At 55.2% G+C, this 14,918-nt stretch carries 16 protein-coding genes; 11 read left to right on the top strand and 5 right to left on the bottom strand.

Annotated features, from left to right (window positions below):
* Positions 1–3 precede the first annotated feature (3 nt).
* From ACP9M6_RS13555 to ACP9M6_RS13535, 5 genes are all read right to left on the bottom strand, one after another.
* Positions 4–1,530 carry an L-aspartate oxidase gene (locus ACP9M6_RS13555; RefSeq protein WP_427451956.1) on the bottom strand — a complete coding sequence of 509 codons (1,527 nt, stop codon included), beginning with the start codon at positions 1,528–1,530 and terminating at the stop codon, positions 4–6.
* Positions 1,531–1,630: 100 nt separating this feature from the next.
* Positions 1,631–2,032: a YidB family protein gene (locus tag ACP9M6_RS13550; RefSeq protein WP_427451955.1), complete on the bottom strand. Its 402-nt coding sequence runs from the start codon at positions 2,030–2,032 to the stop codon at positions 1,631–1,633.
* A gap of 108 nt (positions 2,033–2,140) precedes the next feature.
* Positions 2,141–3,313, bottom strand: coding sequence for a quinolinate synthase NadA (nadA, locus tag ACP9M6_RS13545; protein ID WP_427451954.1), 1,173 nt, complete (start codon positions 3,311–3,313; stop codon positions 2,141–2,143).
* Between the two features lie 66 nt (positions 3,314–3,379).
* Positions 3,380–3,649, bottom strand: a complete 270-nt coding sequence (locus tag ACP9M6_RS13540; RefSeq protein WP_427451953.1) for a hypothetical protein — start codon at positions 3,647–3,649, stop codon at positions 3,380–3,382.
* Between the two features lie 306 nt (positions 3,650–3,955).
* Positions 3,956–5,101 (bottom strand): beta-ketoacyl-ACP synthase III, encoded by a 1,146-nt coding sequence (locus ACP9M6_RS13535; protein WP_427451951.1) that lies wholly within the window; start codon positions 5,099–5,101, stop codon positions 3,956–3,958.
* 816 nt (positions 5,102–5,917) lie between these two features.
* On the opposite strand from ACP9M6_RS13535, the gene ACP9M6_RS13530 reads away from it, so the two are divergent.
* From ACP9M6_RS13530 to ACP9M6_RS13480, 11 genes are all read left to right on the top strand, one after another.
* Positions 5,918–6,454, top strand: a complete 537-nt coding sequence (locus ACP9M6_RS13530; RefSeq protein WP_427451950.1) for a hypothetical protein — start codon at positions 5,918–5,920, stop codon at positions 6,452–6,454.
* 84 nt (positions 6,455–6,538) lie between these two features.
* A complete protein-coding gene (gene sdhC, locus ACP9M6_RS13525; RefSeq protein ID WP_427451949.1) occupies positions 6,539–6,928 on the top strand; it encodes a succinate dehydrogenase, cytochrome b556 subunit in 390 nt (129 codons plus the stop codon).
* Positions 6,928–7,275, top strand: a complete 348-nt coding sequence (locus ACP9M6_RS13520; protein WP_427451948.1) for a hypothetical protein — start codon at positions 6,928–6,930, stop codon at positions 7,273–7,275. Before sdhC ends, ACP9M6_RS13520 begins: the two co-directional genes overlap by 1 nt.
* Positions 7,276–7,279: 4 nt before the next feature.
* Entirely contained in the window at positions 7,280–9,064 is a 1,785-nt protein-coding gene (gene sdhA / locus ACP9M6_RS13515; protein WP_427451947.1) for a succinate dehydrogenase flavoprotein subunit, read from the top strand.
* Between the two features lie 155 nt (positions 9,065–9,219).
* Positions 9,220–9,597, top strand: a complete 378-nt coding sequence (locus tag ACP9M6_RS13510; protein ID WP_427451946.1) for a BlaI/MecI/CopY family transcriptional regulator — start codon at positions 9,220–9,222, stop codon at positions 9,595–9,597.
* A complete protein-coding gene (locus ACP9M6_RS13505) occupies positions 9,598–11,016 on the top strand; it encodes a M23/M56 family metallopeptidase (protein WP_427451945.1) in 1,419 nt (472 codons plus the stop codon). It abuts the gene before it with no gap.
* Positions 11,017–11,073: 57 nt separating this feature from the next.
* Positions 11,074–12,372, top strand: coding sequence for a replication-associated recombination protein A (locus ACP9M6_RS13500; RefSeq protein ID WP_427451943.1), 1,299 nt, complete (start codon positions 11,074–11,076; stop codon positions 12,370–12,372).
* A 5-nt stretch (positions 12,373–12,377) separates the two neighbouring features.
* On the top strand, positions 12,378–12,899 hold the full coding sequence (locus tag ACP9M6_RS13495; RefSeq protein WP_427451942.1) for a hypothetical protein: 522 nt from the start codon (positions 12,378–12,380) through the stop codon (positions 12,897–12,899).
* 74 nt (positions 12,900–12,973) lie between these two features.
* The gene (locus ACP9M6_RS13490) at positions 12,974–13,810 is read left to right on the top strand and encodes an enoyl-CoA hydratase-related protein (RefSeq protein ID WP_427451940.1); all 837 of its coding nucleotides are present in this window, start codon (positions 12,974–12,976) and stop codon (positions 13,808–13,810) included.
* Entirely contained in the window at positions 13,807–14,076 is a 270-nt protein-coding gene (locus ACP9M6_RS13485; RefSeq protein ID WP_427451938.1) for a hypothetical protein, read from the top strand. The genes ACP9M6_RS13490 and ACP9M6_RS13485 overlap by 4 nt, the downstream gene beginning before the upstream one ends.
* Positions 14,063–14,803, top strand: a complete 741-nt coding sequence (locus ACP9M6_RS13480; protein ID WP_427451936.1) for a DUF4197 domain-containing protein — start codon at positions 14,063–14,065, stop codon at positions 14,801–14,803. Before ACP9M6_RS13485 ends, ACP9M6_RS13480 begins: the two co-directional genes overlap by 14 nt.
* Positions 14,804–14,918: the final 115 nt, after the last annotated feature.

Below are 14,918 nucleotides of genomic sequence, written 5' to 3'. Positions count from 1 at the left end.
GGTCTAGTCCAGCCGGTCATAGGTGAGGTAGCTTGAAACCGCGCGATCAGATTCCGTCGGGAAATCCTCACGGAAATGTCCGCCACGTGACTCTTCGCGGGCGAGGGCGGCGGCAGCGATGACGCGCGATGCGACGAGCGGGTTGGCGCGTCCCACGCGGGCGATTAACCCGTCAATCAGATCAATTAATTCATTCAATTTCCGTGCATCGCGCCGGACGCCGCATTTCGCGGTCATGGCTTGACGGAGGGTCTGACTGACGTCTTTGCTCATGGAGAGCCAAGGCTGCAAGCGGATGGTCCCGGCGCGGCGTTCCGCCCAATCGCGACCATTGATATAATTCGCGGCACGTCCGCCAAAGACGACGGCTTCTAGCAATGAGTTGGACGCGAGACGGTTCGCGCCGTGAACGCCCGTTGCGCTGCATTCACCAATGGCGAGGAGGCTGTCGAGCGAGGTCTGGCCGTGGCTGTCCGTGGACAGACCGCCCATATGATAATGTACGGCGGGGGCAACGGGGATGAGGGCGACACGCGGGTCGATGCCAGCGCTCATGCAACTCTCGAACACAGTTGGAAATTCTTCATCGAAATGTGAGCCTATGGCCGCACGGCAATCCAGATAGGGCTGACGGCCCGCTTCAATCTCGGCGAAGATCGCACGGGCGACATCATCGCGCGGGGCGAGTTCGCCTTGTGCGTGATAGCGCGGCATGAAGCGTACGCCGTCAGAATTTGTCAGGACTGCGCCTTCTCCGCGTAAGGCTTCAGTGGCGAGAGGTGCAGGGTCGCGGCCAATATCAATCGCCGTCGGGTGAAACTGCACAAATTCCATATCGCGCATTTTTGCCCCAACAACGGCGGCCATACCGAGCGCGTCGCCACGGGCCGTTTTCGGATTGGTTGTGACGGCGAATAATCCGCCGACACCGCCCGTCGCCATGACAGTCACATCTGCTTCAATCCCGAGCAGAGCACCGTCATCATTCCGCGCGAGGGCGCCTGCAATTGCGCCGTTTCCGTCCTGCAACAGGCTTTCTGCCCGCCATCCGATCAGGCCGGTAATGTGGTCGGCGGCCTGCGCTTGTTTGACCATGACATTGATGATTTCGCGTCCGGCTGTATCGCCTTTGACACGGGCGACGCGCGGCATGGAATGCGCAGCTTCGAGGGAGAGATAGAGCTCGTCATTTTCATTGCGGTCAAAGGGGACGCCTAGTGCGGCGAGGTCGTGCACGCGGTCCGGGCCCTCTGTTGCGAGGATATGCGCGATCTCTGGGTCGACCAGACCATCACCCGCCGCAATTGTATCGCGGGCATGACTTTCCGCAGAATCCTCTGCGGAGAGAGCCGCGGCGATTCCACCTTGAGCCCAAGCACTGGCCGCGCCTTTGGACGATCGCCGTGAGGTCAGAACAAAGACCTGTCGCGGCGCAAGTTTCAGCGCGAGATAAAGTCCGGCCAATCCTGCGCCAACAACGAGGACGGCACCTGCGGGCAAACGTTTTGTATCAAGGGTTCCGACTGACATGGATGCCCCTTAACGGGTCAGACCGCTGCGGGAAAGCTAAACCACACCAGCGTCTTTATTAAATCCCGACGCGATGATCGCGTCGGGAATATTGTGGGGGCTAGAGGAATTTCTTCGCCATTCCGCCGAGCGAACCCAAACCACCAATGGAATCGAGCAATTTGCCGCCGCTGCTGGCTTTATCGACGAGTTGCGGAAGTGCCGCTTGAAGACCGCCCAGAAGGGAGTTTTCATCTGTGCCCAGCTGCGCTGCGGCCTGTGTGATATCTTCGGCGCCAATAGCTTCTTTCAGTTGGTCCGCTGAAATGCTCTGATTGGCGTCATCGCCCAACCAGGAAGAGGCGATATCACCTAGACCTTGATCTTTCAGGTTGCCAAGCAACCCGGCCACATCCATTTTGTCGCCGCCACCGATAAGCTTGTCCATGATGCCGCCGACCTGCGCATTATCAACACCCAATTTATCTGCGAGCATGCCGGCAGCGATATTTTTAAAATCCATGATATAGTCTTTCGTAAGAGTGAGGGCGGAGCCCCCGGTAGGGCCACAATCTGGCCCGTTTTAGGTTTACCAGATTTTACCCATACGTAACCTGAACAATCTTTTACCTTAGATAACTGTGACGTCGACTTCCGGCAGGTCTGGATCGAAATGACCCTTCACCGCGTCGAATTTCACTTCGATCATATCCTGCACGGCCTTGTGCGCGCGTAGACGCATATCTTCCGGAATGAAAATTTCATTCGTCTCATTGCGGAGGCAATCATAGACGCCTTCCAGTGTGATGCGTTTCATATGCGGGCAGAGATTGCAGGGGCGGACGAAATCGACGCCCGGATTGGCCATGGCGACATTATCGGACATGGAACATTCGGTCAGCAGGATGACGTTCTCAGGCTTATGATCGCCGACATAATCACTCATGGCTTTGGTCGAGCCTGTGAAGTCGCTTTCCGCAACAACTTCCGGTGGACATTCGGGATGGGCGAGGACGATCACGCCGGGATGGGCCGCGCGCATATCACGCACATCTTGCGCCGAGAACCGCGCATGGACTTCGCAACGGCCATGCCACGCGATGACTTCCACATCGGTTTGTTTCGCGACATTTTTGGCGAGGAACTCATCCGGCAACATAATGACTTTATTCACACCCCATTCCGACGTGATATGTTCGACAATTGCGACGGCGTTAGATGAGGTACAGCAAATGTCGCTCTCGGCTTTTACATCCGCAGAGGTGTTCACATAGGTCACGACCGGAATGCCGGGATAGCGTTGCTTGATGAGTTTGATGTCTTCGCCCGTGATCGAGGAGGCGAGGGAGCAGCCCGCGCGCATGGACGGGATGAAAACGCGCTTGTCGGGGCAGAGGATTTTCGACGTTTCCGCCATGAAATGCACACCGCCCTGGATAATCATTTCCGCATCAGTCTTGGTCGCTTCGATCGCGAGACCCAAGCTGTCGCCTTTATAATCGCCGATCAGCGCGAAAATATCCGGCGTCATATAATTATGCGCGAGGATGACCGCATTCTTCTTTTTCTTCAGCGTGTTGATTGCATGGACGAGCGGCGCATAGGCGGGCCATTCAAATTCGGGGATGAAGTCTGAGACCTGTTCATAGAGGTGGTCTGTCGCGGCTTTCACCTCTTCATTATATTCGAGGCCTTCGGGCGGGCCGTCCAGATCATTGCCCGGCGTCGCGCAGACCCCGTTCGGCACTTCCAGCGTTTGACCGATCCAACGACCATTTTCCCAATTGACGAGTTCTTTGCCCAATTTGGCCTCCAAGAGTAATATTCAAATTGGATATAGGGGGCGGACCCTCGCGGGGCTAGGGGGAAGCTAGAAGAGCAGGTATACAATCGCGAGGGCAACTAGGTTGCCGAGCCCGACGCCAAAGCCGAAATTCGAAAACCCTGACGGTGAGGGGCGGCCTAGCAGTAATCCCAGCCCGCCCAGTATTATGGCGGCGACCGAAGCTGAAATTACGAAGACTTGCAATCCAAGCACAGCCATGCCGCCATTATTCACAGAGGCCCAGAACATATTGAGCAGGAGTAGAAAGCCGAGAATAGCGGCGAGGCTTGAGATGATGCCTAAGGTACGATGCATGATTAAGTCTCCCTAAGTTTAGTTTCTATGACCGTGTGGATTGAAGGCTTTCGGGTCACGTCTCAGGCCACACTCTCGCGAGTTATAGACTCATGCCTCGTCCCAGTGCCCCTAAATAAGCATAGCCAATGACGCAGACGGCAATCAGAAGAAGGACGAAGATAATCAAACCGATTCTCAGGAAGAGATTCTTGCGGCTAGCACGGATTAAGCGGTACACAATGTAACAAAAGCCTCCGAGAACAACCAATTGGATCAGGATGGAGATCAGGATTAGACCTATATCCGTTCCAACGGTTTCCAAGGTTAAGCGACTCGTTTCACAAATATCGCGCCTGCGGAATAGCCCGCGCCGAAGCTGCAGATCAGGCCCGTCTCGCCTTCTGCGAAATCATCGCTATATTTGTGGAAGGCGATGATGGAACCTGCGGAGCTTGTGTTCGCATATTCGTCCAACACGACAGGTGCCTGTTCGATCTCGACATCCTTGCCGAGGACTTTCTTGGCGATGAGGACGTTCATGTTCAGATTGGCCTGATGCAGCCACATGCGTTTTAGGTTGTTCGGATCAATGCCGTGGGTTTCACATTCCTCATTGATGAGTTTCGCGACCATGGGCACGACTTCTTTGAACACACTGCGGCCGTTCTGCACGAAGAGTTTATCCGTTAGGCCTTTACGCCCGCGCTCACCCTGCATTCCGTCATCTTCGGGGGCGGTATGGTTCAGGAAACCGAAATTATTGCGGATATTGTTGGAGAATTGCGTGATCAGTTTCGACCCGATGATCTCCCAATGCGCTTTTGGCGCAACATCAATATGTTCAACAAGAATCGCTGTGGCGACATCGCCGAAGATGAAATGCGCGTCGCGGTCTTTGAAATTCAAGTGCGCCGTGCAGATTTCCGGATTGACGACGAGGACGGATTTCGCCTGCCCGCCCGCGATGAGGCCTCGTGCTGTTTCAATGCCGAAAGTCGCGCTGGAACAGGCGACATTCATATCGAATGCGAATCCCGATGTGCCGAGGATGGATTGGACCTCGACGGCGACGGCCGGATAGCCACGTTGCAGATTGGAGCAGGCGACGATAACCGCGCCGACATCTTCGGCCTTACGGCCTGCTGCCTCGAGGGCCTGCTTTGCCGCATGGGCTGCGATTTCGGCGAGGATGGAGGGGTCTTCATTGGACCGCGCCGGAATGCGCGGGGCCATGATGTCAGGGTTCAGAATCGGGTCTTTCGAAATAACGAAACGCGATTTGATACCGGAGGCTTTCTCAATAAACGCCGCGTTTGAATAGGTCAGCGCCTCCAACTCACCCGCTTCAATCGCGACGGCATTTTCCGTGTTCCATTTATCGACATAGGCGTTGAAGCCTTCGACGAGTTCTTCATTGGAAATGGACTGTTCGGGCGTCCAGAGTCCGGTGGAGGAGATAACAGCGGTCACACGCGACCCTTTCGTCTTTTTCGTTCCGGCGGGTATGCCCTTACAGAGCGTAATCCTCAAGACTTGAATTCGGATGTGATGGAGACAAGCGAAACCTGCGACCGACGATCTGCGCGTGCGGCGGGCTAGGCGAGTGTCCGTGTTAGGCGGGACGTCCGCGTGGTGACCTCCATGATGGAGACCAGAAAGAAAAATATTTTACACGAAGGCCAAGCGCATGAGGCATGGATAGTGGTCGGCGATACCGTTACGTCTTCCAAATCTCCGAAACTATCGGGCGTAAACCGACAGACCCGTTACGCTTCACGCATTTGACTGAAGCCAAATATGCGACCACGCGGCGGTGCTTCTCCAACGGCGGCCTTACTGGACTGCGGGTGTTCCACCCCGTCAGGCGCTCGCGGCTGGGCCCCTTTCTATATGCGTTACCAACTAGAAATAGACACACCGTCCTCCAGACCAGAAAGCCAACGATCTCTTGCCTGTCCCATGTCTGAAAGAACATCTTGAATATGGCATGGGTTTTATAAATGGGGGTCATTCTCTTCATAAACGGGGATTGACCACCGACATTGATGCCACCCATCACACTGTCATCCCGGCGATGAGCCGGGGCCTTTGGTTTAACGTTGAACGGAAAGTCCAAGAGACGAGCAGTCTTCGCATTTATCTTATTCCACAAAGGCCCCGAGTCAGGCCCGGGGTAACATTTGGTGTGTAATGGGAAACCGCGGATACAGTTCTGCATAAACGCGGATTGCCATCTTCACCAACTTCCTGATTGACGCCCCCGACCATCGCCGTCATCCTGCCCGCATGTCCTATAAACTTTATCTCCTCCCCGCACTCCTGCTCACCGCCTGCACCGCCGCCGACCCGGCTGCCGAGTTCCAGTCGAAGCTCTCCACGCTCTGTGGGAACACCTATACCGGCCAAGTCGTTAGTGAGGATCCGCAGGATGAAGACTGGCGCAAAGAGGACCTCACCCTCGGTCCTGTTCGGTGCGAAGGCGCGCGAATCGAGATGCCGCTGGCCGTGGGGGCCGACACCTCCCGGACTTGGGTTTTGGAGCCGAAAGGCGAGGGGCTTCACTTCTACCACATTCACGCCCATTCGGACGGGACGGAAGATGCCGTGAGTCGTTATGGCGGGATGGCCGTCATTAAATCGGGTGTGCGCGCCACATTCCCGGCGGATGAGTTCACGAAAGAGCTGTTCGTGCGCGAAAACATCCCTGTTTCCGTACCCAATGTCTGGAGCTTTGATGTAAATCCCGGTGTTCAACTGGCTTATGAATTGAACCGTCCCGGGCGTCATTTTCGGGCGGAATTCGATCTGACAAAAGCCGATTGATTGCGAACCATTCGCGCCTTTATGCGTTGACTTGAGACACTGGCCGCCTAGTTTGCGGCGCAATCTGAATTTGGGACGATTTCTATGTCATCTGAGTGGAACGACACGCGGCCAATGTCGCCGCATTTACAAGTCTGGCGCTGGCACGGGGCCATGATGAGCTCTATCGCACATCGCGCGAGTGCGATCATTTGCTATGTCGCGCTTTTCCTTGTCGCGGTCGGGCTTTTGGTTCTTTCACTGACGGGCAGCTTGCCGCTCGCGGGCCTCGTCTTCTCGCCTCTGGGTGCGATCGGCCTTTTTGTCTTTCTCTTCGCCTTTATTTTTCTGGCGCTGGCGCAATTCCGGCATGCCGTTTGGAATAGTGGTAGCTTTCTAAAGCCTGAACTCAATAACACGCTGTCCTACATCATGTTGGCGCTTGCGATTGTGCTGGCACTTGTCCTGACACTCCTCATCTCTGGGGCGGTATAATGAGCGCCTCCACACAAAATCACAGCGTTGCCCATCAGAAAATCCACACATGGACAGGATGGGGCGTCATCATTGGCCTGATCCCCGTCATCTGGTCCGTCGCCCATGCGGTTCCGAACGGCGTGGAAGGGCTGGAACTCTGGCTCTCCACACCTGTTGGCGCGATTGGTTTCCTCGCCTTTTTCACGGCAGCGGTTTGGTACTGCAAACTGGAGATGGACGAAGTCATTATGGATTATTTCGGTGGTGGACTGCGGCGTTTCGGCTTGTTGAAAAACAAGCTGGTCGCCTTCATCTTATGGGCTGCGGTGGCCTTTGCCGTCATTAAACTCGCGTTTTTGGGATAATCACATGACTGAATGGATTGATCATACTTACGATGTTGTTGTTGTTGGCGCGGGTGGTTCCGGCCTTCGCGCGACACTCGGCGCGGCGCAGGCGGGTCTGAAGACGGCTTGTGTCACAAAGGTTTTCCCAACGCGCTCCCACACGGTCGCGGCGCAGGGCGGGATTGCCGCCTCGCTCGGCAATATGGGCAATGATGACTGGCGCTGGCACATGTATGACACGGTTAAGGGCTCTGACTGGCTCGGTGACCAAGACTCGATTGAGTATCTCTGCCGCGAAGCGCCCAAGGCGGTTTACGAGCTGGAACATTGGGGCATGCCATTCTCCCGTACGGATGAAGGTAAGATTTATCAGCGTCCCTTTGGCGGCATGATGCAAAATATGGGTCAAGGCCCCGAAGCACAGCGCACTTGCGCCGCCGCTGACCGGACGGGTCACGCCATGTTGCACACGCTTTACGGTCAAGCGCTCCGCAATGATGCCGAATTCTTTATCGAATATTTCGCGCTCGATCTCATCATGGAAGACGGCGTGTGTCGCGGCATGACGGCGTGGAAGCTGGACGATGGGACATTGCACCGTTTCCGCGCACAGACAGTGATTCTCGCGACGGGCGGGTATGGCCGCGTCTTCTTCTCCGCGACCTCCGCTCATACCTGTACGGGTGACGGGAATGCGATGGTGCTCCGCGCAGGTCTGCCTGTCCAGGATATGGAGTTTATTCAGTTCCACCCGACCGGTATTTACGGTGCGGGTTGCCTGATCACTGAGGGCTCACGCGGGGAGGGCGGTTACCTGACCAACTCCGAGGGTGAGCGGTTCATGGAACGCTATGCCCCATCCGCGAAAGACCTCGCCTCGCGCGATGTCGTCTCCCGCGCGATGACGATTGAAATTCGCGAAGGCCGCGGTGTTGGGCCGGAGAAGGATCATATCTATCTCCATCTCGACCATCTTGACCCGGCCGTCCTCGCCGAGCGTCTGCCCGGCATTTCCGAGACCGCCAAGATTTTCGCGGGCGTTGACGTGACGAAGGAACCGATCCCGGTCCTGCCGACCTGCCACTATAATATGGGCGGTATTCAGACGAATTATCACGGCGAAGTCGTGACGTTGAAAGATGGTGACCCGGATAGTGTTGTCCCCGGCCTGATGGCTGTCGGCGAAGCGGCCTGTGTCTCCGTTCACGGCGCGAACCGTTTGGGCTCGAACAGCTTGATTGACCTCGTTGTCTTTGGCCGCGCAGCCGGATTGCGCGTCGCGGAAACCTGCACGCCGAACCTCGAGCAAAAGCCACTCGCCGCCAATGCGGGCGAAGCGTCCATCACGCGTCTGGAGAAATTCCGGAATGCGGACGGGACAAAGAATACGGCGGCTATCCGTCTCGACCTCCAAAAAGCCATGCAAGCCCATTGTGCGGTCTTCCGGACAGAGGAAAGCCTCGCCGAAGGTGTCACGAAAGTCTCCGCCATTGCTGAAGACATGGCCAATATCTCCGTCTCGGACAAAACTATGGTCTGGAATACGGACTTGATGGAAGCGCTGGAACTCGACAATCTCGTCGCCCAAGCCAGTGTCACCATCGCCTCCGCCGATAACCGCAAGGAAAGTCGCGGCGCCCATGCGCATGAGGACTATCCAGATCGGATTGACGCGAAATGGATGAAACACACACTCGCTTGGTATGACGGCGAAAACAACGCCGTGAAAATCGACTACCGCCCGGTCCATGATTACACAATGACCGACGGGATTGACTATATTGAGCCTAAGAAACGCGTTTATTAGGCTCCCACGTAATTGCTAAATAAAAGGCCCCTTCATGGGGCTTTCTTTTTGACTTATTATCCAAGCCAAAGACTTTACGGGCACGTGAATGTGTTTCAGCTTAGGTCTAAAATAAATGGATTGACTTATGGCGACACATGTCACCATATAGTGACATGAAACCGTCGCCGTCTGAACTCGTCATTCTAAAACATCTCTGGTCCCATGGGGCGCAGAGTGTTGGGGAGATCCATCGGGCGGTGAGTGAGGCGTTGGGCTGGTCGCGCTCGTCTTCTCGCAAGACGGTGGAGCGCATGGTGGAGAAGGGGTTGTTGAGCCAGCGGGAGCTGCACGGTCTGAACATATACAGCGCCAAGGCCAAGAAAATCCCGACCCTCGCGGCAATGATCCAAAATTTTGCATCGGACGTGTTAGGGCTGGACGGCCCGCTCCCTGTTTCAAACCTCGTGAAGAGCCAGCTGCTCTCAGCGGACGAACTCGCGGAATTGGACGCGGTTCTTAAAGCCGCCGCTAAAAAACAGGCGGGTAGTTAGATGGCATTGATCTGGAGTTTTCTGCTGGCGATGCTGTCTGTCAGCGGCGTGATTTGGGGGCTGAGTACTCTGTTCCGATTTGCAGATAAACGGGTCGAACAATGGCCGGCTCTCTGGTCTGTAGGTTTGAGCCTTTGTGTTGCGATTCCATTTTTGGGGCTGTTGCTCTTATTACTTCCTAATCCGGGCTCTTATGACGCTCTCGCAGTGTTCTCATTACATGAACCGCTTCAATCCATGGGACTTCTGTCCGACGAATCTCAAACCGGGGCGGGCGAGTTATATGTTTGGAATATGACCACCGTGATGAAGGGGGTCTGCGCTATTTATAGTCTGGGCGTTTTCTTATGCCTCATGAAACTTGCCATTGGACGATACCGCCTTAATGAAATTATTCATAAAGCCGACTGCGCTGATATTGCGGGTCAGGATGATGTACTGGTCTCGCCGCATGTTCAGTCACCCTTTGCGTGGACGCCCTTCGGCCAACCCAAACATTCCCGCATCATCGTGCCCGAAAGCTATCGCGGCGTGGTCAGCGAGGCGGACCTGCTGAATATTCTCATTCATGAACGCGCCCATATTACGCGACGGGATGATGAATCCGGCCTTGTCCTACGTGTCCTGCTTTGCCTCTGCTGGATGTCGCCCTTCGCGCATCGCCTCTTTGCACAGTGGAGTCAGGCGACCGAAATTCGTTGCGATATGGCGGTGACCGCCCATCGTGACCCCGACATGCGGCGCGCTTATGCGGAAACTCTTTTGCAAGCGCTCCACATAGCGGCGGGCCGGGTACGGCAATACCCGGCCGCCTCCTTCTCAACCCACCGTATAAGGAACGAAAAGATGAGAATTAGACATATTATGAATGGCACGCGACCGAGTTACAAGCGGGGGCGGGACCGCCTTCTGCTGGGATTGGCGGCGTCAATTGTTACCGGAGTTGGAATGCTGACGGTGTCAGAAACGGCAAGTGCCGACCCTTCGGCTAAAAAGGGCGACTGGAATTGGGTCTCGACCGATATGGTCTCAGGCCGCTTGACCGCCAGTTTCGGACAGAGCTTTGATCCTTTCAAAGACGGCGAAACACGCGATCATTATGGAATCGATATTGCCGCGCCCACCGGAACACCCATTTATGCACCGGCTGGTGGCACAATATTACACGCGACGACGCTCTATGACGGTAAGCCCAAATATGGCACGGTCGTCGTATTCGAAGCCGAAAACGGTATCGTGACCCTGTTCTCTCACTTAGAAGGCTTTAACGTAGAAGCCGGGCAACGCGTCTGGAAAGGGGATCAACTCGCCACAATTGGCAATACGGGAAAAAGCACAGGACCGCATGTTCATATTGAGACTTTTAAAAACGGCACACGCGTTGATCCTGCGATTGTCTGGGATATTCGCACCCCGTAATTTGTTTTCTGACTTACCCTATTGGACTCGGCCTTGGTCGGGTCCATTGTCGTTTATATGACCAACCTCTTCCAATCCGCAGGGCTTGAAGCCTCTGCTCCGACGCCTTTGGCAGAAGCCCTTCGTCCCCGAACATTAGAAGACGTCGTCGGACAATCGCATCTGATTGGGCCGGAGGGTCCGATTGGGCGGATGTTGGCGCAGTCGCGTTTGTCCTCCATGATCCTCTGGGGCCCGCCCGGCGTCGGGAAGACGACGATTGCGCGGCTGCTGGCCGACCGGGCGGAGTTGGAATTCGTACAACTCTCCGCCGTCTTTTCCGGCGTCGCGGATTTGCGCAAAGCGTTCGAGGCGGCGCGGGCGCGGCGGGAGAGCGGGCGCGGGACGCTCCTCTTTGTCGACGAAATTCACCGCTTCAACCGCGCGCAGCAGGACGGCTTTCTGCCCTATGTGGAAGAAGGCGTCGTGACGCTCGTCGGGGCGACGACGGAAAACCCGAGTTTTGAACTGAATGGCGCTTTGCTCTCGCGGGCGCAGGTTTTTGTATTGAACCGATTGGATGCGGACGCGCTGGAGGGGTTGCTGGCAAGGGCGGAAGAGTACGTTGGCCGAGCTTTGCCCTTGGACGCGAGCGGGCGAGACACCCTGATCGGATTTGCGGATGGGGACGGGCGCTATCTCCTAACGCTCGCGGATGAAGTTTTTCTGGCCGAAGATGAGGTGTTGGATTCCGCAGGCGTTGCGGCGCTCTTGCAGAAACGTGCTCCGGCCTATGACAAATCGCGGGATGAGCATTACAATATCATCTCCGCCCTGCATAAATCCATGCGCGGCTCGGACCCCGACGCCGCGCTTTACTGGTATGCGCGGATGATAACAGGCGGGGAAGACCCACGCTATATCGCGCGGCGTCTGGTGCGGTTTGCGAGTGAGGATATTGGCCTCGCCGATCCGACAGCGTTGATGATCGCTTCAGAAGCGGCCCGCGCCTATGAACGGCTCGGCAGTCCGGAAGGCGATCTCGCGCTCGCCCATGCCGTCGTCCATATGGCAACCGCGCCAAAATCTGTGGCCGTCTATGCCGGATACAAAGCCGCGATGCGGGCCGCGAGATCCACAGGCAGTCTGCCGCCACCAAAACACATTCTCAACGCACCGACGAAGCTGATGAAAGATATCGGTTATGGTGACGGCTATGCCTATGATCCCAGCACCGAGACCGGATTTTCAGGGCAGGACTATTTCCCTGATGAAATGGAACGCGAGCAGTTCTATGCCCCTAAGGGCGATGGCCGTGAGCGCTCGATCAAGGACCGGTTGGAAATGTGGGCGAAGATGCGGGATGAAAATAAGTAAGGCAATTGTTTCCATATTGGACTTTGCTATCAAAATTCATGTGTCGGTTTTTCTACGTTTTACCTTTTTTATTTTCCGGTCTTTTGCTTTCCGGCTGTGACATTAATTTCGGCTATTCCCCCGGAAGCTTGGAGGACATGGATAGGCCCAAAGTTATTGAGGGCCTGGCCCCGCTTCCTGAAGGTTATTATGATTATGCCTTGGAGACGACCAAACTCTTTTTTGTTGGTGGGCGGGAGGCCATTTCTGATCGGCTTCATCCGGTGCTGGACGCGGAACCGGATAGGATTTGGAAACTTTTAGACACATATGCATCAGATAAAGCCGAGTTTGATAAGGCTGAATATTTTGGTCACGGTTTTGGCGAGGATAAAGGTATTCAGTTTACAGTTGTTCAAATCAAAGTGCCCTTTGAAGGCGGGTATAATCTGGTCCAAATGACAATGCCGTCTAACGAAGAGTGCTGTCGTTTGGCTGGTATAAATGTTGAAGCCAAAATGATAAAAAGTTTTAGTCTAAGTAAGTGAAATTCGGTGAAAGTTTCTCCCATCAGTTTTGAACATGGCTTTGCATCCTTGCGGTAAACAGATTAGCCTTTGGCATGACCGAATATTCCACAATTATCGTTACCCGCGATTCTGTAAATCCTGCCGTCGCGCTTCTGACGCTCAATCGTCCCGACTCGATGAACAGTTTCAACATGGAGATGTTCCGCGATTTGCAGGCCGCCTATAAAGATCTCGATGCGGATAATTCTGTGCGCGTCATCGTCGTGACGGGAGCAGGACGCGCTTTTTGCGCAGGCGCGGATATTACCGAAGGCTTTGCGGGGCTGAGCGACGAGACCGTTCTCTCCATGCATGGCGACGTCGCGCGCGATGCGGGCGGTGAACTCGTGCTGGATATGTTCAAGGTCGACACGCCGATTATCGGCGCGATTAATGGCCACGCGGTCGGGATCGGCGCGACCATGACGATGGCGATGGATATTCGGATTTGCTCGGAAAAGACGAAATGGGCCTTTCCTTTTGCGCGGCGCGGGATCGTTTTTGACGGCGCGTCCAGCTGGTTCCTGCCGCGTCTCGTCGGTTGGGCAAAAGCGAATGAGTGGATTTTGAAAGCCGACATCATCCCGCCCGAAGAAATGCACCGCGCAGGCTATGTCAGCGAAGTCCACGCGTCCGATGCCGTTCTGCCCCGCGCATTGGAACTGGCCCGTGAGATCGCGGCGAAATGTTCCCCGACCTCGACGGCGAATAATAAGCGATTGCTGCGCGATTCCATGGCGGGCTTTGGTCGGTTGGACGGTGCAGCCTTTGATGCGCATATTGCGGAAAGCCGTTTGCTGAATAAAGCCTTTGTCGGGCCGGATTGTGCGGAAGGCGTGCGGGCCTTTTTCGAAAAACGCGAACCCAACTTTCCGGACCGGTCCTCATGATAAAGAGTAACTTTGTTGAAAAATGGGAACGTCAGCGGGAGCGCGGTCGACTTGTCTATGCGCTTATCCACGGGGTGGTGATCGGGGGTTTTATCGCACTAATTTATACAGCTTTTAATGTCTTGGGCACTGAGATGCCCGATAATCTCACACCTCGAACGATTATCTTTTTCGCGATTGGTGGTTTCGCCTATGGCCTGATCCGCTTCAATATTCGCGAGCGTTTTTACCGTTCCATGAAAGGACAGACTAATGACGGATCGTAGAGCCTTTATTCTCGGGGCGGCGGCTTTCCCGCTCGTGGCCTGTGAAACCTTTGACCCATCCGTTTTAGATGGTGTGTTGGGCGGACAAGACGGCGCTAATGGCTTATCCGCATTTGAGGCCGCGAACGGTATTCGTGCTGCATTGGATAATGGCGTTGGGAATGCTCTGGCCAATTTGGGCATTCTGAACGGTTTTCTGGGCAATGACACAGTGCGTATTCCACTGCCGAAGATCTTGCGCGATGTGCAATCCTACCTTGCCCCTGTGGGTGCGGACGGCTTGCTCGTTGAATTGCAGACACAGCTCAATCGCGGCGCAGAGAAGGCTGCGCCTGCCGCGAAGAATATCTTCCTCGACGCCGTACGCGGACTGACGATTACGGATGCATTCGATATTCTCCGTGGACCCGATAATGCCGCGACGGAATATTTGCGGGGTCGGACATCGACGGGATTGGCGGAGCTGTTCTCGCCGATCATGGAAAACGCGCTGAACGGGACGGGCGCGTTAAAGCTCGTGGATGATGTGTCGTCGCAGTTAAACAGTGTGCCATTTGCGCCAAATCTCGGGGCGGATGCACGTCGGGACTTGGTGGATCACGGGGTTGATTATGGCCTGCGCGGCGTCTTCCACTTTATCGGTGAGGAAGAAAAAGCGATCCGTGCCAATCCCGCCAAACGTACATCCGAGATATTGCGTCGCGTTTTTGGGGCGTATGACGCCTGAATGTAGGGCAAACTGAAGTTTTTTCGTGTTTAAGACATTTTTAACTTTCACATTCATCCTGTGTATGGTTCCAATAATGTAAGCAATCCAAGCGCCCCGCTAAAAAAGAGATTGC

The organism is Litorimonas sp. WD9-15 (assembly GCF_050271975.1).
Classification (GTDB): Bacteria; Pseudomonadota; Alphaproteobacteria; order Caulobacterales; family Maricaulaceae; genus Litorimonas.
Note: the sequence above shows the minus strand (reverse complement) of the source record. Positions and strands in the feature narration are given on the sequence as shown.

Coding starts and splice junctions, on each gene's coding strand:
- ACP9M6_RS13505 (WP_427451945.1), top strand. CDS start 9,598: ATGGCATTGATCTGGAGTTTTCTGCTGGCGATGCTGTCTGTCAGCGGC.
- ACP9M6_RS13490 (WP_427451940.1), top strand. CDS start 12,974: ATGACCGAATATTCCACAATTATCGTTACCCGCGATTCTGTAAATCCT.
- ACP9M6_RS13555 (WP_427451956.1), bottom strand. CDS start 1,530: ATGTCAGTCGGAACCCTTGATACAAAACGTTTGCCCGCAGGTGCCGTC.
- sdhC (WP_427451949.1), top strand. CDS start 6,539: ATGTCATCTGAGTGGAACGACACGCGGCCAATGTCGCCGCATTTACAA.
- ACP9M6_RS13530 (WP_427451950.1), top strand. CDS start 5,918: ATGTCCTATAAACTTTATCTCCTCCCCGCACTCCTGCTCACCGCCTGC.
- sdhA (WP_427451947.1), top strand. CDS start 7,280: ATGACTGAATGGATTGATCATACTTACGATGTTGTTGTTGTTGGCGCG.
- ACP9M6_RS13510 (WP_427451946.1), top strand. CDS start 9,220: ATGAAACCGTCGCCGTCTGAACTCGTCATTCTAAAACATCTCTGGTCC.
- ACP9M6_RS13485 (WP_427451938.1), top strand. CDS start 13,807: ATGATAAAGAGTAACTTTGTTGAAAAATGGGAACGTCAGCGGGAGCGC.
- ACP9M6_RS13520 (WP_427451948.1), top strand. CDS start 6,928: ATGAGCGCCTCCACACAAAATCACAGCGTTGCCCATCAGAAAATCCAC.
- ACP9M6_RS13550 (WP_427451955.1), bottom strand. CDS start 2,032: ATGGATTTTAAAAATATCGCTGCCGGCATGCTCGCAGATAAATTGGGT.
- ACP9M6_RS13540 (WP_427451953.1), bottom strand. CDS start 3,649: ATGCATCGTACCTTAGGCATCATCTCAAGCCTCGCCGCTATTCTCGGC.
- ACP9M6_RS13480 (WP_427451936.1), top strand. CDS start 14,063: ATGACGGATCGTAGAGCCTTTATTCTCGGGGCGGCGGCTTTCCCGCTC.
- ACP9M6_RS13500 (WP_427451943.1), top strand. CDS start 11,074: ATGACCAACCTCTTCCAATCCGCAGGGCTTGAAGCCTCTGCTCCGACG.